Source organism: Pseudomonas sp. BNK-7 (assembly GCF_048072025.1).
GTDB classification, from domain to species: Bacteria; Pseudomonadota; Gammaproteobacteria; order Pseudomonadales; family Pseudomonadaceae; genus Aquipseudomonas; species Aquipseudomonas danubii.
Map to the genome: position 1 here is coordinate 5,346,169 of NZ_CP182252.1, position 20,338 is coordinate 5,366,506.

A 20,338-nucleotide genomic window follows, 5' to 3' on the forward strand; every position below is an offset into this window, starting at 1 on the left:
TTGTGAATGAGATAGGACGGCTCTCGGGCGTGACCGAGAAGATTCTTGATTGCAAACCGGAGGCCCATCAAGACGTTCGGCCTCGAGCCCCCCGAAAGCCTTGGCCCGAAGGGCCTGCAACAACTAAGAAGCCCGCACCAGTGGCTTTTTTCGGGGCCGAGCCTGTGCTCTTCATACCTGCAGCGCAGGGGCAATCGCGCTGATATTTCCGTGCAACCACTGCCCCCGACGCCAGCTGTTGCTGGCGATGCCAGATCAGGTTGAGACGCCGGACCTTGGCCGAGCCCAGGACAATCTCCAGCGGCGATCCGAGTGCTGGATACTTCGTGGCGCGCCCCCCCGGCTGCCTGTAACGGCAACTGGGGGCACGTGAATCACTTGGCCACGGCGGGACCAGGACCCTGCTGCGGCAGGAACAAACGCGCGGTCAGCCAGCAGGTCATGGCGGCGGCCAGGAAGATCCGCAACAGCGTCACTAGCGGCGCCAACACGGGCATCAGCAACAGCTACCCCTCCCCTGACTTCGCCGAGCAAGCGCGGATTGCTGATCAGATGAGCAAGCAGCAACACGAAGTTCAGCAGGTCGAGGACTAACGGATGACATACAAGTCTTCCCGACGGATCTTTTCACTGGCTCTGTGGGCATAACCGGGATCGCTTTGCAGGATCGATGCAAAACGCTCGGCCAGTTGTTGCACATTGGCCTCCAGGCGATCCGGCCTCAGGCTCTGCACATCCTCCAGTTCGCATGCCTCCATGATCAGATTACAGAGCTCGGGCGATAGCCCCTTGTCCTGCAAAATGCTTGCGGTACGCGGCGTGAACAGGATCCACTCGGCCTCCTCCAGGGAGATGGCCTCGGTGCGCAACGACGTCAACAAGCCAATCGCCAGCGTGCACACCAGCCGGGTGGCCTGTTCAGAGCCCAGAGCTTCAACCATCAACGATATTTCCTTCACCGGGTATTACTCCAACCGTTCTTGGTCTTCACGTTGAAGACCTTGCCACTTTCACTCTGGAAATAGTGCACCGAGACCCGTGCACCCGCGTTATCGAAACCATCCTTGTACACCTTGCTCCACTTGCCGGGCTCCACCTTGCGCAAGTCAGCCAGCGCCTCCACGTTCTTGACCGCATTGCGGGTGGTTCCTCCGGCGCGCTCCTTGAAGCCCACGGGGTACTCCGGCGCTTTGCGCAGCGAATCATAGACATGCTTGATGCCGCCGTTCTGGCCGGCCCCGCCGCCAACGATACCGCGCTTGATCCCATCCGCCAGCCCCTTGGCGCCACCGCCCGGGGTGAAGAGTTTTGACCTGGGGTCCGCGGCCTCGAGGATGTAGTCGGCAGCCACCACCCCCAGGGTTCCATACTTGTCCCGCTGAGCGTTGGCAATGTAGCGATTGAGCGCGACCTGATTGTTGCCCATGACAAGATACAGATCGGTCAACTGAGCAAACAGGTCGGGCCGGTCCGATTTGCGCAGGTCGCTCATCCATTGCTGATTGGTCCCTTCCTCGGACCTGAGGCGCTCGAATACCGCCTGGCACAGTGTCGGGTTCTGCTGGCAAAGCTGCGGAAACTCCTTGTTCCGGGTCTCATCCAGATTGCGGTAGTAGTCGCGAATGCCGTCGCATTCGGTTTTCGTCGTACAGGCGCTCAGCTTGCGGTCTTTCTCGAGTATTTCCTCGTGGAACAGATAGTTGTAGGCCGTGGCCATCTGGGCAATCTGCGCCCCTTTGTCCAGGTCCTTGCCCACTGCCGCAGCTGCCACCAGGCCGGTCAATTGTGACAGCGCCAACTGCAGGTCCTTGTTGCCGTCGGCCACGCTCGCCAGTTGGTTGATCAGGGCCTCGTTCAAACCGGCTGCCGCGGCGCCGGTCTTGAAATCGCCGCCCGTGGCTTCCGCCAGCAGACCGCCCATCAGGGCGTGGGCGACGATCTTCTCGAGACCGCCATTGGGGAAGCGGACGTTGTCGCCGACCCAGTTGAACCCCGTCGCCATGGCCACGTTGCCCGCCTCGCCGAGCAAGGCCGCACCAAAGTTGTCGCCAAAGCTGCCGCCCCCGATCGCCGTGGAGATGCCGCTGGAGATCAGCGCCCGGCCCGTGGTGCGGGTCACGGTGTCGGCCGCCGTGCTCCAGCGGAAGATGTCCTTGGACGGGTTGGCATTCTGCAAGGTCGAGGCCGTGCTGCCCTCGGTGCCCGGGACTGCAGTACCCGCTCCGGCGCTGTCCGCACCGCCGAACCAGTTGGCATCGGCGTACTCGAAGGCACCGGCGGTGAACCCGGCAATGGCGGCGTTTTTCAGGCTGTCGGCGCTGAAGGTTTCCTTGAGTGCCAAGCCCAGGTTGCCCTTGTTGCTGATGGTGCTGCTGACCCCGGTGGTGGCCAGGCTGCCGGCCACCGCCGCCTGGGGCGCTGCCAGGCCAAGGCCCGCCGGGCCCATGGCCAGGGACATCAGAATCGCGACTACCAGCTTGGCCCCCGCGCCGAGACCCGAGGAGTCGTATTTGAAGCTTTCGTGGATTTCCTTGACCTGGCGCCAGTCGATATCCCCACGCGCCTGGGCGTCCTTCATCCACGCCAGGCCCGGATCGGCCTGAACCATGGCATCGATGGTCTGGCTGACCGTCTGCTGGTCGACCTGGCGGATATCGATGCGCATGCCATCGGCCGCCTTGATCAGCAGATTGCCCTGGGCCACCAGGGTGCTCTGGCGCAGGGTTTCATCGGTGCGGCCCTTGCCCTTCATCGAGTACCAGGAGAGATCGCTCTTGCTCTTGGTATGGGTCTCGTCATGCAAGTCCTTGACCCCCTCGAAGGTGATCGCGCCGCCACTGTCCAGGGTCAGGTCCTTGGCGCTTTCCAGCTTGGCCACCTGGTACTTCTGGTCGCCGCCGCTCTTGAGGGTCAGGTCGCCGCCAGTGCTGATCTGGCTGCCAACGTGGGTGACCTGGGTCACCTCGTCGTGGCGCGCTTTCTTGCGCCCCCAACTGCCCTTCTTCTTCATGTCGTACAGCGAGTAGTCGCTGTCCTGGGCGGCCAGCAGTTCCAGGTCGTCACCGGCCACCAGGTAGGCTTCGTTGCCGGCGCTGATGCGACTGGAGATCAGGCTCAGGTCCTTGCCCGCACTGAGGACCACATCGGCCCCGGCAGTGAGAGAAGTGCCGACCTGACGCTCATGATCTTCCTGGCGGGTGACCTTCTTGGTCTTGGAGTAGCTGTGCTGCTCATCCGCGGCCGAGGCCAGGGTCATGTCCCCCACGGCATCCATGGCGATGGTCCGCTTGGCCTCGATCTGGCTGGCGACTACCGTCAGGTCGCGTCCGGCGCTGACTGCGATGTCACGCCCGGCACTGACGCTGGAACCATGCTGAGTGACGCTTTCGTTCAAGTAACGATCGCGGGTGATTTTGTCGTGCTCCCGGGCCGACGTCAGGTTGACGTCGCGCCCCGCCACCAGGGCGATGTCGGCACCACTGCTGAGCACCCCGCCGACGTTATTGATGTCGCGGCCCGCCTGCACACTCAGGTTATTGCCGGCCTCGATCCGCGCCGCGCTGTTGGCGTAGTCCAGGCGCTGAGTGGTGCTCCCAGGGTTGCTCTGGAACGTGCTGATGCTGCGCTCGTTGATCACGTCCCCGCCCAGGGCGCGGACCGTCACATCGCGCCCGGCAATGATGCCGCCCGCGCGGTTGACCAGATTGTCCCCGGCCAGCAGGTTGAGGCGCTCGCCGGCCTCGATCAGGCCACCATTGACCAGGTTGTTGCCGGTGGTCGCACTCAGGTTCTCACTGGCACGCAAGGTCCCGGAGTTGACCAGGTCCTTACCGGCAATCAGGGTCACGTCCCGGCCCTGGACCAGGGCGCCGTTGGCCGCCAGGCGGTTGTTGGCGTTGGCCAGGTACAGCACCGGCACCAGCACCTTCTCGCCGTTCACCTCCTGCTCTTCGAGCCAGACGATGTCGTGGGTCAGGGCCGCCACTTGCTGGGAGGTCAGGGTCACGCCCACCGCGAGGTTGAGCGAATCCTTGCTGGCGATGGCGTTGTTCATCAGGTACTTGAACATGCCCTCGTCACTGTTCTGGCCATCGAGGAACCGCTGGCCGGTACGCGCCGTCACCGCCTGCTGGATCAGCCGCTGCTCATAGAAGCCGTCACCCAGGCGCTTGGCACTCTGGTCCGGGTCATACCCGAGGTTCGACAGCAGATAATCGGAGCTCATGAACTGTTTGAGGTCGGTGAGCAGCGGGTTGGTTTCGATCAGGTATTTGTGGGGATTGCTGCGCACGCTGCTGTCCGGCAGGCCCTGGACCCGGCTGACGCTCTGGTTGCCGGTGCCGCCCACGGGCAGCACGCCCAGCGGCGAGTCCGCCGCCGTCGCGCTGACCTGGACCGCTGCGGTGCGGCCATCGACGCCGGTGGCCTGGTGATCCTGCAGATTCAGCTCACGGGCGCCCAGGGCCACCTGCGGCAGCGGTTGACTGCTCAGGTCCCGAGGGCGGATCGGCTCCGGCCCGGCCTGACGCGAGGTCAGTTCCAGGCTGGCGCCACCCATGTTCCAGCTGTGCGCCGGGCCCGCAGGCTGCGCGGTGCCCCCCTGGCCACTCAAGCGAAACAGCCCGTTCTGCCCCGAAGGCAGGCTGAAGTTCGGCAGGCTCAGGGGATTGACCTGCTGCTGCGCCAGGTCCGGCGGCAGCTGGGAGTTGAGCACCACCATCAGCGGCTTGCTCGCCGCCCCCACGCCGGTGTCCCGGGCGCGATCGCCCACGGCAATGGCGCTCTTGATCACGCTGATGCTGCTGATGTCGTTGGCCGCCGTGAGCCGGGCCTTACCACCGGCCTGAATGATGGCCGGCGCGGAGGAAGAACTCAGGGTCGAGGTCTCTACCGGCCGGTCGATACCATAGAAGATCCCCGGGTTGAACTTGGCCACCAGGGCCGCGAAATCCTGCTGGTTGAAGGCACTGCCCTGGGGGTGCGCCCGATCATAGGCTTGCACGTCACGGGCCAGCTGGAAGAACAGCCCACGCTTGATCTTGACCCCGGCACCAACTTCATAGCCGGAAGAACCGGACGCCACCAAGGAGGCCTGGTTGGTGATAGCGCCGCTGGTGATGGTCAGGTCATTGCCTGCCGACACGGTGCTGTAGCGGTTGAGGAAACTGCTGCTGTTGACCGTCAGGTTGCCTCCCGCATTCAGGGTCGACTGCGGCGAGTCGCTGCTCACCACCCCTTCCACTGTCCGGTAGATAAACACCGGCCCCCGGACCCAACTGGCGCCGCCGCCACAGTGCTGGGCGCAGCGGATGGTCATGCGGCCATCGGTAATCTGCTGGCTGGCCTCGTATTTTTCACGATCGTTGACCAGATCCAGGGCAGCAATATTGATATCGCCACCGCTCTGGATGTTGCCGGAGATGTTCTTCAGGCTTTGGGCCGAGGTGCCGGCCGCCATGCCGGCCACGGTCAGGCCGCCCAGGCTGTAGAACTCGCCATAGCTGTTGGTCAGGGTGTTGACGTTGAGGCTGGCGTTCTGGCCGCTGAAGACAAATCCATGGTCGTTGACCAGGGTCGGGGTGGTCAGGCTCAGGTCCTGGGCGCCGCCCAGGGTGCCGGTGTTGAGCACACCGCCGGCATTCACCGTGAGTGTGGCGTTGGAAGTCAGGCGCCCGGCGTTGTTCAGTTGCCCGCCGATGTTGACCCGGGTATCAGCGCCGCCGGCGATGCTGCCGGCACTGCCCAGGTTCACCTGGGCAGCAGCGAAGGTCATGTCACCCAGGCTGGACACCCGGCCATTGCCGGAATAGGTGCCGCCGATCTGCAGGTCCAGGCTGCCATCGCTGGCCAGCAACCCGTCGTTGCTCCAGTTGCCGCCCCGGGCCTGCAAGTGCTGGCTGGCCAGCAGCTGGCCGCTGGCGGTCTGGGCGAATTGGTTGACGTTGAGGTTCAAGCGTCCGGCCTGGATCACGCTGCTGTTGGTCCAGCTGTCGGCAGTGAGGGTCAGGCCGCCACGGGTGATCAGGCTGCCGCCAGCATTGATCACATTACCGGTGGCGATATCGAAGTTGCCTTCTCCCAGGTGCAGCAGGCTGCCGCCCTGATTGAGGAAGTCCGACGCCGCCAGGGTCAGGTCGGTGTTGGCGGTTTCCAGCAGGCCGTTGCGGTTGTCGAACTGGCCACCGATCTGCAGTTCGGTCTTGCCCCCGGTCGCCAGGGCCCGCAGCTTGCCGCCCTGGTTGTCGAGGCTGGCGCCTCGCAGGGCCAGGCTCTCGCGGCTTTCAATCAGGCCGCCACGGTTGTTCACTGGCCCCTTGAAGTCCAGGTCGATGTGCTGGCCGTTGATCTGCCCCACACTGTTGTTCAGCGAATGGCCACTGGCCTTGACCCGCCCGCTGGCGTACAGCCCGCCGTTGCTGTTATCCACTCCCGCGCCACCGCTGTTGAGCAGCAGATCGCCGCCCTTGGCCGCCATGCGCCCGCCACCGTTATCGATCCCGGCCAGGGCCTGCAGGTCCAGGCTCCGGGCCTCGACCTGGCCGCCATGGTTGTTCAGTTGCCCCAAGACACGTGCCTCAAACAGCCCCTTGAGGCTCGACAGCACCCCGCCGCGGCTGTCCAGGTTGGCGCCCTGGATACGCAGGTCGCCGTCTTCGGCGATCAGCTTGCCGCCCTGGTTGTCGATGGCCCCGGTCATGGCCAGGGTCTGGGCCTTGGCGCTCTGGATCGCTCCCTGGGCATTGTTCAGGCTGCCGGCATTGAGACTCAAACCGGCATCGCGGCTATAGATCAGGCCATCACCCTGGTTGCTCAATTGGCCAGTGGTGGTGACTTGCAGCGCACCGTTGGCGGCCAGGGTGCCGCGGTTGCTGTTGTCCAGGCTGGCGCTGAACAGGGTCATCAGGTTCTGGCTGATCAGTTGCCCGCCCTGGTTGTCGATCCGGCTCGAACGCTTGAGCAGCAGCGGACCACTGGCGGCCAGCTGGCCCTGGGCATTGACCAGGGCGCCCAGCAGGTCGAGGGTCACCGCGCCTTCGCTGCGCAGGCTGCCACCCTGGTTGTTCAGGCTGTTGCCGGTGAAGCTCAGGGCACCCGCGGCGCTGAGACGGCCGCCCTGGTTGTCCAGGTCGCCGGCGCCGATGTCGAGGCTGGCGCTGCTTTCAATCAGCCCGCCCCGGGCGTTGTTCAAACCGCCACTGCCGAGGGTCAGTTGCTGCTCGCCCTTGCTGGTGACGATGCCCTTGTCGCTGTTGTCCAGGCTGGCGGCCTTGAGGGTCAGCCGACCCTGGCTGGCCAGCCCGCCTTGCGCACTGTTGAGCAAAGCACCGCTGAGGTCGATATTCAGCTCCCCCAGCAGGCTCGACAGGGTGCCCTGCTGGCGGTTGTCCAGGCTGCCACCGCTGAGGTTGAGCCCCTGCCAGCCGGAGACCAGCCCCTGCTGGTTGGTCAGCTGCGCAGCCTCGACCCCTAGCTGCTGGTTGCTGATCAGCGTGCCGGCGCTGTTGTCCAGGTTGCGCCCGGCCAGGTTGAAGCCCTGGGCGCTGGAGATTTCACCTTCGCGGTTCTGCAGGTCCCGCAGGTGGGCGATGCTCAGCACGCCCTGGGTGTTGATCAGGCCCTGGCGGTTGTCCAGGTCCGAGGTCTGCGGTCCCAGGTCGATGCTCAATCCCGTGCCACCCAATAGCTTGCCGCCCTGATTGCCCAGGCCCTTGGCGCTGAGTTGCAAGTGCCCGGCGGACTGGATCAGCCCCTGGTTGTGCAGCGCACCGGCGACCCTCAGGCCCAGGTCGTGGTCGCTGAGTAGCGAGCCGCTGTTGTCCAGGCTGCCGGCATCGATCTGCAGGGCGGCAGCGGCAATCTTGCCCTTGAGCGCGGTCAGCGCGCCGTCGATACGCAGGGTCAGCGCCTGATGGCTGAGCAGTTGCCCGGCGCTGTTGTCCAGGCTTTGCGCCGCCAGCTCGAAGGCCTGCTCGCTGGAGATTTCACCCTGGCGGTTGTTCACCGTGCCCAGGTTGCTCAGCACCAGTGGACCGGGGGCGTTGATGAAGCCGCCCTGGTTGTTCAGCGTGCCGTGATTGAGGTCCAGGCTCAGGGCAGTCTTGCTGAACAGCTTGCCGCCTTGCTGCTGCAGGCCACTGACCGAGGCCTGCAAGGCCTTGGCGCTGCCGATGCTGCCCTGGTCGTTGTTGACCTGGGTCGCGGTCAGGTTCAGTGCATCACCGCTGTTGAGGTTGCCGCCCTGGCTGTTGTCCAGTTCGCCAGTGTCCAGTGCCAGCTTGGCCTTGCTGCTGATAACGCCCTGTTGCTGGTTGTCCAGGCGCGCGCTGGACAGGGTCAGCGCAGCGTCGCTCAGCAGCTTGCCGCCGCGGTTGTCCAGGGTCTCCCGGGCGCTGATCTGCAGGGCGCCCGCGCTGGACAGACTGCCCTGGCGATTGCCGAGGTTGCGCACCTGAATGTCCAGGCCGCCTTCGCTGCTGATGCGGCCTTGATGGTTGTCGAGGTCGCCGGCAAGCGCCAGGTCCAGGCGCTGCCGCCCCACCAGATCCCCGCCCTGGTTGTCCAGGCTCGTGCCGTTGAGGCTCAGGCCCTGGTCCGCGCTAATCAGCCCCAGGCTCTGGTTGATGACCTGGGCCACGGTCAGCGTCAGGTCGCCGCTGGCCAGTACCCGCCCGGCAGCACTGTTGTCCAGGCGCTCGCCGACCAGGCCGATCTGCTGGCTGGACAGCTCACCGCCACGGTTGTCCAGTTGCCCGATGTTCAGGTCAAGCTGCCGGGTCGCCCCCAGCAGGCCGTGCTGGCGGTTATCCAGGGTGCCGGCCTTGAGAGTCAGTTGGGCGTCGGCCAGGATCACTCCGCCCTGGTTGTCGGCCGCCTCGGTGACCTGCAACTGCAGGTCGCCACGGCTGTGCAGCTCGCCCTCGCGGTTGTCCAGTCGAGTGCTGCGACTGTCCAGCGCCGCTGCCGCCATCAGGCCCTTGACGTTGACCAGGGCCTGTTCGATGCGCAGGGTCAGCGCCTGGTTGCTCAGGACCTTGCCGCCACTGTTGTCCAGTTGCCGCGCGTTCAGGCTGAAGGCCTTGGCCCCGGAGATCTCGCCACCGCGGTTGTCCACCTGATCGAGGTTGCGCAACAGCAGTTGCCCGGGGGTGTGCAGGTTGCCGCCCTGGTTGTTCAACTGTCCGTGATTGAGGTCCAGGGTCAGGTCAGCGTTGCTGAACAGCTCGCCGCCCTGCTGATCCAGACCGCTGACACTGGCGCTCAGTGCCTGATCGCTGCCGATCCGACCCTGGTGGTTCGTCAGTTGTGCGGTGGTCAGGGTCAACTGCCCGGCACTGGTGAAGCTGCCGCCCTGGCTGTTGTCGAAGTCCCCGGTGCTCAGGCGCGCGTCGGCCTTGGCGCTGATCACGCCCTTGCCGCTGTTGTTCAGGCTGGTGCTGTCCAGGGCCAGGCCTTGCTCGGCGACGATGGCGCCAGCCTGGTTGAGCAGCGCCCCGCGGCTGTCGATGCTCAGGGCCTGGGCGCCGGTCAGGCGGCCACCCCGGTTGTCCAGGCTGCCCACCTTGAGGGTCAGCAGGTCTTCGCCGCTGATCAGGCCTCGCTGGTTGTCCAGGGCTGCGCTCAGGGTCAGCAGCAAGGGCTGCTGACTCACCAGCTGGCCGCCGCTGTTGTCCAGGCTACTGCCGCTGAGATTCAGCCCCTGCTTGCTGAACAGCAGCCCCTGGTTCTGGTTGATCACCCGGGCCACCTTGAGCAACAGGCGATCATCGGCCAGGACCTTGCCGCCGTCGCTGTTGTTCAGCCCCTGGCCGTTGATCTGCAGCTCGCCCCGGCCCGACAGCGCACCGCCACGGTTGTCCACTTCCGCGACGTCCAGGGTCAGGGCCTTGAGGGACGCCACCAGGCCTTTGTCGCGGTTGTCCAGGTGCTGGCCTGTGAGGTGCAGGTCGCCCTCGGCCACCAGTTCGCCGCCCTGCTGGCGCAGGCTGTCGACCTGGGCCTGCAGGTCGCTCTTGCTGGCGATACGGCCACCGTTGTTGAGCACTTCCCGGGTCTTGAGCGCCAGGCCGGAGGTGGCGCTGAGCAGGCCGCCGCTGTTGTCCAGCCGGCGACCTTCTACCCTCACCGCGGCCTGGCTTTCCAGGCGGCCCTTGTCCCGGTTGTCCAGCTCGCGGCTCAGCAGGTTCAGGGCCTGGTCCGCCCGCATCACCCCGCCGCGGTTGTCCGCCGTCTCGCCACTGACCTGCAAGGTGTCGCCGGCGGAAACCCTGCCCTTGCGGTTATCCAGATGCCCGGCCTGTACCTCAACGACTCCGGTGGCCTGGATCAGTCCCTTGTCCTGATTGTCGAGACGCCCGGCGACCTCGGCACTGAGGCGCCCCTCGCTGCGCAGATTGCCGGCCTTGCTGTTGTCCAGGTCCCCCGCGCGCACCTTCAGCAGCTGCTCCGCCCCCAGGGCCCCGCCCTGGTTGCTGATCTTCCCGCTGGCGCTGATGTCCAGGGTGTCGCCCGCCATCACCAGCCCGGCGACGTTGTCCAGCGAGGTCACTTGCAGGGTGAGTTGGGTCAGGCTGCTCAGCTCACCATGGTCATTGCCCAGGTGGCCGACATGGGCCTTGAGCTCGCCATCACTGGTGACCAAGGCGTTGTGATTCAGCAGTTGCCCGGCTTGCAGCACCAACGCATCGCTACTGAGCACCCGGCCCTGATTCTGGTTGTCCAGGGTGCCGGCACCGAGCGTCACCTGACGTTGCCCGCTCAAGGTCCCGCCCCGATTGTCCAGGGTCTGCCTGGTCGTGACCGTCAGATCGCGGCTGGCGACGATGCTCTTGCCGCGGTTGTCCAGATTCTGGGCGGTGAGGGTGATGTCCGCGTCGGGGTTGCGGCTGTTGTCGGCATTGACCCCGGCCTCGATGATGCCCTGGTTGCTCAACTGGCCACCGCTGTCGAGGCTGATGCGGTCCCGGGCGGCGAGGGTTTTCTGGCTGCTCAGGTCGCCCCGAGTCTGCACCTTGAGCTCGCTGCCGGCGTAGACCGCGCCCTGGGCATCGAGGCTGCCGGCCTTGATCGCCACCGCGCCCTTTTCGGCGGTGGCGTCGGCCATGCGCAACTGGCCGTTGGCATCCAGTTGGATATCACCGCCACTGGCGATCAGCTTGCCGTCGAGCTTGACCCCGACCCCGGCCTCGGTGCCCACCAGCTTGATGGCCCCGGCGTACATGCCGCCCAGGGCGGATGAGTCGATCGCCAGTTGCGGCGCATCCGCCGGGTTAGCGGTGCGGGCCGTGGCGTTCAAGGTCTTGGCGTCGACATCGTTGGCCCCGGCGATCACCGCCAGGTGCTGGGCCTGGATCTCGGCGTTGATTTTCGCGCTGCGGGTGATGATTTCGAACTGGTCGATATTGCTCGCGTTGAGCCCCGCGCCTTCAATGGCGACGCTGCCTTGATCCACCTGGTAACGCTGGAGCTGGCCGTTCTCGATCACCGGTTTGCCGGTGGTCAGGGTGGCTTTCGGGGTGTTGATGAAGCCGCAGCCGTTGCAGCTCACCCCGTAAGGGTTGGCAACGATGACATGGGCCGACTGTCCAGCCACTTCGGTGTAGCCCTTGAGCTGGCTGGGGCTGCCGCCGTTGACCTCGTTGAGGATCACATTGGCCGCGCGGCCACCCAGGTTGGGGTTGCCGAGGATGATCCCCCCCAATTGGGTGGACTGGGTACGGTTGGTGGCGTTGTTGAGGATCACCCCCTGCTGGCCGACGTTGTAATCGCTGAACTGGTTATGGGACAGACCGCTGCCATTGGGGGCGGCAATGTTGACGATGGGCACGCCATTGCCGGCCTGACCCAGTGTGGTGCCGCTGCCGTTGACCACGATGCCGTCGGCCATCACCACCAGCGGCTGCCAGAACATCATGTTGGCGAGAATGAACGCCAGGCTGCGCTTGGAAAAGCCGCAGAAAGAGTCACGCGATTGCAGGGCAGCCGAAGGCTGGCGGGCCATAAAGGCGAGTTGGCGAACGTCCATGTCAGTCTCTCAACAATGCAGGAGCAAAAAACCCCAAAGGCCTTCATCCCGAAGGCCCACGGCGAGCGATAATTGATTTCGCGAGGCAAGATCGAACTGGTAATCCATCGATCCGCAGCAGAGAAAAGCGGGTCAAAAGAAACAGAACATCAGCAAAAGTGATATCAATTTGATGGCAAAATACTAAATAGCCACTATTCTGGCGTCAATCTTTCATTCACCCCGCTACCGCCTCGCCCCCCCTTTTCCCGGACCGCTTTTCACCGCCGGTTCAGCTTGATGAATACCGCTCAATCCCACTGTCCATTGGCCGGATAAAGGGGCGACGGCTACGCTGCTGCCCACAAGAACAACAACGGGAAACAGCGCTGTGCGAACCACCACCCAACACTTTCGCGAGCAGTATCGAGCCGCGGTCAGTCCGCGCTACAACCCCTGGCTGCATGGCGGCTTCGTGCTTGCCTACGGCGCGCTGTGCATTGCGGTGCTGTGCAGCACCCTGGAGCGGGTACAGCCCACGGAATGGCTGGCGGTGCCGGTGTCGCTGCTGTTCTTCAACCTGTGCATCTACGTGGTGCATCGCTGGCTGGGGCATCACAAGCAGCCTTTCGCCCGGCTGTTCTATGCCCGGCATACCGGCGACCACCACAGTTTCTTCACCCCGGGACTGATGACCTATGAAGAGCGCAAAGACTGGCGGGTGATCCTGTTTCCGGCCTGGCTGATCGTGGTCCACAGCCTGCTGTTCGCCCTGCCGCTGTGGGCGCTGCTGCGCCTGTGGAACGGCAACATCGCGGCGCTGTTCGCCAGTTGCACCTTGGTCGGCTACCTGGCCTATGAAGTTTTCCATGCCTGTGAGCACTTGCCCGCCAGTCATCCCCTGGCGCGCCTGCCCTGGGTGCGGCAAATGCGCCGTCTGCATGAGCTGCATCACCGCCGCGAGCTGATGCAGACGCGCAATTTCAATATCGTCCTGCCGCTGATGGACTGGCTGTTCGGCACCTTGCACTGGCAACCGGAAGAAGTACCGGCCCCCGCTCCCTTTCCTGACGAGTCCACGCCCATGACCCGCATGCAGCATCAGATCGAGATCCCGCGCAGCGCCGCCGCCACCCTGGCCTACGCCGCCAGCCCACGCTGCTGGCCACAATGGCATCCATCCTCTCTCAACGTGTTGGGTGACGATGGCCCCCTGTTCGCCGGGCAGGTTTTCGAGGAAGACATCCATGCCGGCGGACGCAGCGGCCACCTGAGCTGGCAGGTCCGGGAGTACCTGCCGGGGCACCGCTGGCGTGCCACCGCCCGGGGCGATCATGGCCTGGAGCTGCAAGTGACCTATGAGTGCCAAGCGCTGACGGGCGAACGCACGCGCTTTGTGCGGACCCTGGAATACCGCTTCGACAACCTGCTGATGCGCCTGGGCAATCAGCTGTTATTCAAACGGCGGATAGAGCGAGAATCCGCCGCGTCATTGCTGGCATTGTGCGAGACGGCCCAACAGGCCATCCCGCTGACAACCACCGCCCCGGCCAGCAGCCCATCCTGAAGCCGACCCTGACAGGAGTCCTTGCATGAATCAGATTGCCCCCCGACGCTTCTCCCCCGCCCGCATCCTCCTGCTGCTGGTGGTCGCGATCCTGGCGTTCCTGCTACTGGCACCGACCCGGGTCCAGCCGGTGGCCTGGACCCCGGCCCCCGCCCCCTCACTGAGCCAGGGCACCTATGCCGAGAACCACAAGCTCAAGGCGGTGCAACCCGTGGGCGCTCGGGACATCGACGGGCCCGAGGCCCTGCTTCTGGAGAAGGACCAACTGATCACCGGCCTGCATGACGGTCGGGTGATCCAAACCAGCCTCGACGGCAGCGCCCTCAAGGTGCTGGTCAACACCGGCGGCCGGCCCCTGGGCCTGGCCCGGCATCCGGATGGACGCCTGATCATCGCTGATGCCATCAAGGGCCTGCTGAGCCTGGACCCGCAAGGCCAATTGCAGACCCTGAGCACCGAAGCCAATGGCCTGAACTTCGGTTTCACCGACGACGTGGCGGTGGACGCCGCCGGGCGCTATGCCTACTTCAGCGACGCCAGCAGCCGCTGGGGCTATGGCCACGACGGCGAGGCGGTGATCGAGCATGGCGGCGACGGCCGCCTGTTGCGCTACGACTTCCAGAGCGGCACCACCGAGGTGCTGCTGGAAGGCCTGGAATTTGCCAACGGCATTGCCCTGGGACCGGACGAGGCGTTTGTCCTGGTCAATGAAACCGGGGCCTACCGCATCAGTCGTTACTGGCTCAAGGGCGACAAGGCCGGCAGCCACGACCTGTTCATCGACAACCTGCCGGGGCTGCCGGACAACCTCAGTTTCAATGGCCGGGAGCGCTTCTGGGTGGCCCTGTATGCGCCGCGCAATGCCCTGCTCGATGGCACCGCGGCCTATCCCCTGGTGCGCAAGATGCTGGTACGGGCCATGACCGTGCTGCCCAAGCCGGTGGAAAAGCGCGGCTTTGTCCTGGGTCTGGATACCCAGGGCCGGGTGATTGCCAACCTGCAGGACGGCAGCAGCGGCAACTACTCGCCGATCACCACGGTGCGCGAGTATGGAGATGACTTGTACCTGGGCTCCTTGAGTGCCAGCCACATGGCGCGGCTGCCATTGAAGGAGGCGCTGGCGCCTTGAGGGGATGAAAGCGATGCGCTGTAGCCTGCAATGGGGACAGCGCGGCGGACGTCAGGGCGGCTATGCCGCCCAGCGGGAGCAAGCTCCCTTGCCACAACAAGCCTCCTTGCTACAGCGAACAGCCGCTGCTCACTTTCCAAATCCATGAAATTGCACGAAACGCGTTGCCAGTAGAGACCTGAATAAGCGCGCTGTTTTGTAGGAGGTGAAGCCTGTTCCCTATCACAGGGCCAGAGGCCTTATAGGGTGACTTTCAGACGAGTGCAGTTTCACCCTCCCGCGTAGCAATCAAACCAGAACCCACCTAGGTAAGTTTCGGACTTCTCCTATATCGACCAACCGTGGGTTAAGTACAGCCTATCTTCAATTACGCGGCTTTTTGATTCTGGGTCCACAACACATTCAGATCGATAGACGTATCTAGGTATAGGTCCCAAGGAGGGGCAGTCAGTGCCGCTAAAGGATTCATTCCTCAAGGAAATGGACAGCCTGCGTCGATTCGGCCGGACGTTGGTCGCCAGGAATCCGGCGCTTGCTCCCTTCCTCAGCACCAGAGGCGTCGACAAAGATGTCGAGCGCCTGATTGAGGGCTTCTCCTTTCTCGCTGCACGCCTGCACCTGACCCTTGATGCCCCTCTCCCGGAGCTGACCCACCCGCTGCTTCAGCGGATATGGCCTCAATATCTGCGCCCGTTCCCCAGCACAGCCCTGATCCGCTTTAACCCAGTCGAGGGGGCACTCGACCAACAACACATCATTCCCAAAGGGACACGTCTGATGTCCCGACCGATCCGTGACGTTCAGTGCGAATTTCGTACCTGCAAGGACTTGATTCTGTATCCACTGCGCATTGATCAGGTCAGGGAGACTCACTCACACGATCACTCACTCTTGCATATTGACCTGGGACCAAACGGCAAGCTGAGCCTGGGCGATTTCAACTGCGATCAACTGGAGTTCCAGTTCACGGGGGACAAGGCCACGGCACTGCAGGTGTATTTGTGGCTGGCCAGGTATCTGAGCGAGATTCGCGTGGAATTCAACGGCAGGGCCACCAGCGTCACAGCACAGCATGTCGAGTTTCCCGGCTTTGCTCCTGACGACGCCCTGTTACCCGCACCAGACGCAAGCCTCGACGGCTATCGCATCATCCAGGACTACTTCACCTTTCCCGAACGCTTCCTCTGTTTTCGGTTGATCAACCTGAAAAACCTATGGCCTGCCGAACAGACCGAGCAAGTTCGCTTTGAGTTTCGTTTCAATCGACCGATGCCGGCTGATCTGCATCTGAACATTGATGACCTGGCCCTGTACTGCGTACCTGCCATCAACTTATTCCAGCACGATGCTATCCCCTTGGCATTAGGCGAATTGGATCGGGAGCAACTCGTCCAACCAGCGGATCTGCCGGTGGATGCATGTGAAATTTTCAGTATTGATCAAGCCCAGGGGATGCAGCGCGAACACGACGCCGAAGACGATATGCCGGTCTACCTGTTCCAGGCTTTTCACGATATTTCCCGCGATGAAAAGCGTGACAAGGTCGATCTTTACTACCAGGAACGTATCGAATCCGATCTGGTCTCCCAGCAGGCACTGCACTACGTGGCTTTCGTTCATGGCGACGGTCGTCCTTACCACGCCGAGACTGAAATTGCCTCGCTGACACTGACTTGCACCAACAACAACCTGCCAGCGGCACTGGGTATTGGCGACATCTGTTTGCCCACCAGCGAAACGCCGGTGATCGCAAACTTCAGCAACATCACTGCGCCCACTCCCACCTACAGGCCAGTGCTCGATGGTCAGCAGCAGTGGCAACTGATCTCCAATTTCGCCCTCAATCAGCAGTCACTGGCCGACAGTGCTCCGATGCGCGAAGTCCTCGAAGCCTACGACCTTTGCTCTGGGCACAACATTGAGCACGCCCGTCAGCTCAAAGGACGGCTGCACAGCATTGGCCCCGTCAACACCCAGACCATCGACCGGTTGATTCGCGGAAACCCTGTGCGGGGCTACAAGACTGTGTTGCACATGGACCCGGCAGGCTTTGCCGGGGACGGCGACCTTTTTCTGTTCGCCACGGTGCTCAGCCACTTCTTCGCCATGTACGCCAGCAAACACTCCTTTCACCTATTGAAAGTCATCAATAGCCGTAGCAAGGAAGCTTACGAATGGCCAATGCGCACCGGCAAACAGCCGACGCTCTAGCCAGGGAGGAATCTCGTGTCACATCAAATCGATCTGCGCTTTACCTTCGACATCAACGGCATGGAGCTTGATGTCGTCGAGTTCAGGTTGGAAGAAGGGCTTTGCGACCTGTATCGCCTGGACCTTGAGCTGGCCAGCAGCAATCCGGCCATCGACTTTGCCAAGGTTCTGGATCAGACAGCGCTGCTGACCATCTGGCAGGGGACACAACCGATACGCTACGTTCACGGACTGGTGAGCGAATTCAGCCAGGGCACCACGGGCTTTCGACGCACCCGCTACCGTGCAGCCGTCGAACCCCAGTTGGCACGAACGGCCCTGTGCTCGGATTGGCGGGTTTTCCAGCACAAGTCAGTGCCGGAAATCATACAGTTCATACTCAAGACCCACGGCATTACCGACTACGACAAAGTCGTCACCCAATCGCACCACGTGCCCCGCGAGTACTGTGTCCAGGCTGATGAAACCGACCTGACGTTTCTTGATCGGTTGGCCGCAGAAGAGGGGTTTTTCTATGCCTTCAGTCACTCGCCCCAAGGCCACCGGCTGATCCATGGCGACCGCCTTTACGTACATGGAGCCATCACCGGCGGTGCTGTGTTGTACAACCACCAGCCAGGAGGCGCCCAGCAGGAGCCCGCGCTACGGCGCTTCGAATACCAGGAAAAAGTCCGCACCTCGCGCCAGGTGCAGCGTGATTACACCTTCAAGCAGCCCCGCTACGAGCAGCACCAAGAGCGTGAGGCCAGCGAGCTGGAGCACCAGGACGAGTATGAACGCTACGACTATCCCGGGCGTTACAAAACCGACCAAATCGGCAAGCCGTTTACCAACACCCGGCTTTTGGCTCTGCGCCGTGATGCCAGAACCGCAAGGGTCGAAGGCGACGATCCTCGTTTGCTGCCGGGCCTGGCCTTTGACCTGAGCGGACACCCACGCGCAGACATGAACCGTGGCTGGCGCACCGTGAGCATGGTCCATAGCGGCAAGCAGTACACCAGCCAGCAGGAAGAAAGCGCCGACGCCCAGCAGAGCACTCACTACAGCTATGTAGCGGAGCTCATCCCTGACCATATCGAGTGGCGACCCGCCTCCCCTCCCAAGCCCAGAATCGATGGCCCGCTGATTGCCACAGTGGTAGGCCCGGCCGGAGAGGAAATTTTCTGTGATGAATTCAGCAGGGTCAAAATTCAATATCCGTGGGACCGCGAAGGCAAGCACGACGACCACAGTTCCTGCTGGGTTCGCGTATCCCAGAACTGGGCGGGGCAAAACTGGGGGCATATGGCGATCCCCCGGATTGGCCATGAGGTCATCGTCAGCCACCTCAACGGTGACCCGGACCAACCCATCATTACCGGGCGCGCCTACCCGGCGACTCACCCCACGCCCTACAAATTGCCCCACTTCAAAACCCTGACCACCATCAAGAGCCATGAGCACAAAGGGGCTCGGGCCAACGAACTGCGGATCGACGACACCACCGGCGAGATCAGCGCGGCGCTGATGAGCGATCACGCGGCCAGCGCCTTGAACCTGGGCTACCTGACCCATCCGCGCCCCAGTGGCGGCAAACCCCGGGGCGAAGGCTTTGAGCTGCGCACCGACAGACACGGCGCGGTACGTGCCGCAGCCGGCCTGCTGCTGACCACCGAGCCTCGGCATCATGCTTCGCAGCACCACAAGGACCTCAAGGAAACCGCCCTGCGTCTGGACGTGGCAGAGAACCAGCAGGACGGTTTCGGCATCATGGCCCGCGAGGTACAAGCCCAGGAATCAGGGGATCAGGACACCGTCGCCAAAGCCCTCAAAGCGCAAAACAAAGGCATCCTCAGGGATGCTCCAGGACGAGCTGAAGCCAACGACTACCCTGAGTTCGAGGACCCTCACCTGGTGCTCGCCAGCCCGGCGGGAATCGCTTCATCCACCCCAGGCTCCACGCACATTGCCAGTGGCAAGCACCTGGCACTGAGCAGCACCGAACACACCAGCCTGTCCATCGGCAACCGGCTGCTGGCCAGCGCCAGTCGGGGCATGCGCTTGTTTGTGCAGAACATGGGCTGGCGACTGGTCGCCGCGGCAGGAAACATCGACATTCGCGCACTCAAGGACAGCATCAACCTGCTGGCCAAGCTCGATATCACTCAAACCGCCGACCGCATCACCATCACCGCCAAGACCGAGCTGGTCATCAACGGCGGCGGCAGTGCCACCGTTTACAACGCAGGAGGCATCACCCACCAGACCACTGGCCAGTACAAAGCCCATGCCGCCGACTTCAGCTATAGCGGCCCTAAAAGTCGGGCTGCGCGTTTCCCTGCCCCCCCCAAACCCGGCAAGGGCGAGCTTGAGCTGTTCAACAACTACACGGCCAACAGAAGAGCGGTTCAGGGCGGTAGCTTTCAGGTCGAAGATGCATTGGGAAAAATTTTCAAAGGGAAGCTGGACGCCAGTGGGCACGCGCTGGTAGCGGGCGCCGCGCCGGGACCTGCACGCGTCACATTCGGCATGGACCCCGCAGACACATGGTCCGAAGGGAGCTTCATCGGCACCCAGGACTGGCCACACACACCGCCGAACGCGGCTTCGGAACAGACCAAGACACTGATAGCACAGGCCCTGCAAGCAGCCCCCAAAGAAGGGCCGGGACAATGGGTCACCATCGACAATGACTATCATGGCACCCAGAACCTCGGCGTCATGCTGATCAACCGACTCACCTCAATGGGTGATGAAGGTCGTTTATTCGGCTCCGATGGCAAGGACTACATGAACACCACACGGGACAAAATCCAGGAGTGGCAACCACTTCCTGGGGATGCAAACAAGTGGGCCACCGACAACTCGGCCACTCATACCTATGGCGAAACCCGGAAGATCAAGCAACGTTACCTTGAAGGTGACGATCCATTGCGTGTCGAAGGCCGCTCGTGGCACTGGCAACCGGTGACCGCCGACCAAGTGTTCGAGCCCAAGGAGAAACCGTGAGCAAGCGAACAGCAACTTTCGTCTTCTGGGGATGCATGGACCTGCTTTACGTCGCTCACCATGTCTGGGTCAACCTAGCCAAGGGCCGAATCCCGATCTACAACGATGTTCTGGCATTTCAACAAGTACAGTTGAGCGAACCCGGCCCACTGGCCCTGCCAATGTTCAGCCTTGGACTTCTGACGATGGTTTCGATAATCGTCTCGGCCTGGCTGTTTCTCAGTGGCAGTCGTTTTGCTCGTGCACTGGCCTATGTCCAAGTGCCATTTCGACTGATTTTCGTCATACCGTCATTGCCCTTCATCCCCTGGATTGTGCCGCTAGCGGCTACGAGCAATCCGGTGTTCGGCATCAGCCTTCTGATCCTCTGCGAAGCGCTCAAGGTTGGCACTTTGCTCTGGAGCAAAGGTGTGCAACAGCGTCAGCCAGCACCGCCCTAATC

8 protein-coding genes are annotated in these 20,338 nt (G+C 63.1%); 5 read left to right on the forward strand and 3 right to left on the reverse strand.

Features of this window, described 5'->3' with window-relative positions:
• Positions 1 to 374: 374 nt before the first annotated feature.
• The 3 genes from ACMGF8_RS24115 to ACMGF8_RS24125 form a co-directional block, all read right to left on the reverse strand.
• Positions 375 to 503: a hypothetical protein gene (locus tag ACMGF8_RS24115; protein WP_258009287.1), complete on the reverse strand. Its 129-nt coding sequence runs from the start codon at positions 501 to 503 to the stop codon at positions 375 to 377.
• An 87-nt stretch (positions 504 to 590) separates the two neighbouring features.
• On the reverse strand, positions 591 to 941 hold the full coding sequence (locus ACMGF8_RS24120) for a DUF3969 family protein (RefSeq protein ID WP_102864857.1): 351 nt from the start codon (positions 939 to 941) through the stop codon (positions 591 to 593).
• 14 nt (positions 942 to 955) lie between these two features.
• The gene (locus ACMGF8_RS24125) at positions 956 to 12,022 is read right to left on the reverse strand and encodes a DUF637 domain-containing protein (protein WP_416757432.1); all 11,067 of its coding nucleotides are present in this window, start codon (positions 12,020 to 12,022) and stop codon (positions 956 to 958) included.
• 370 nt (positions 12,023 to 12,392) lie between these two features.
• On the opposite strand from ACMGF8_RS24125, the gene ACMGF8_RS24130 reads away from it, so the two are divergent.
• The 5 genes from ACMGF8_RS24130 (at position 12,393) to ACMGF8_RS24150 (ending at position 20,336) form a co-directional block, all read left to right on the forward strand.
• A complete protein-coding gene (locus ACMGF8_RS24130; protein ID WP_102864856.1) occupies positions 12,393 to 13,568 on the forward strand; it encodes an SRPBCC family protein in 1,176 nt (391 codons plus the stop codon).
• Between the two features lie 25 nt (positions 13,569 to 13,593).
• Positions 13,594 to 14,697: an SMP-30/gluconolactonase/LRE family protein gene (locus tag ACMGF8_RS24135; RefSeq protein WP_207166145.1), complete on the forward strand. Its 1,104-nt coding sequence runs from the start codon at positions 13,594 to 13,596 to the stop codon at positions 14,695 to 14,697.
• A 450-nt stretch (positions 14,698 to 15,147) separates the two neighbouring features.
• Positions 15,148 to 16,908 carry a type VI secretion system baseplate subunit TssF gene (gene tssF / locus ACMGF8_RS24140; RefSeq protein WP_207166146.1) on the forward strand — a complete coding sequence of 587 codons (1,761 nt, stop codon included), beginning with the start codon at positions 15,148 to 15,150 and terminating at the stop codon, positions 16,906 to 16,908.
• A gap of 15 nt (positions 16,909 to 16,923) precedes the next feature.
• Positions 16,924 to 19,896, forward strand: coding sequence for a type VI secretion system Vgr family protein (locus ACMGF8_RS24145; protein ID WP_102864853.1), 2,973 nt, complete (start codon positions 16,924 to 16,926; stop codon positions 19,894 to 19,896).
• Positions 19,893 to 20,336, forward strand: coding sequence for a hypothetical protein (locus ACMGF8_RS24150; RefSeq protein ID WP_416757436.1), 444 nt, complete (start codon positions 19,893 to 19,895; stop codon positions 20,334 to 20,336). The genes ACMGF8_RS24145 and ACMGF8_RS24150 overlap by 4 nt, the downstream gene beginning before the upstream one ends.
• The last annotated feature ends 2 nt before the right edge of the window (positions 20,337 to 20,338 follow it).

Bases quoted from the DNA above. Each gene is read 5' to 3' on its own strand.
- ACMGF8_RS24125 (WP_416757432.1), bottom strand. From the start codon at position 12,022: ATGGACGTTCGCCAACTCGCCTTTATGGCCCGCCAGCCTTCGGCTGCC.
- ACMGF8_RS24120 (WP_102864857.1), bottom strand. From the start codon at position 941: ATGGTTGAAGCTCTGGGCTCTGAACAGGCCACCCGGCTGGTGTGCACG.
- ACMGF8_RS24135 (WP_207166145.1), top strand. From the start codon at position 13,594: ATGAATCAGATTGCCCCCCGACGCTTCTCCCCCGCCCGCATCCTCCTG.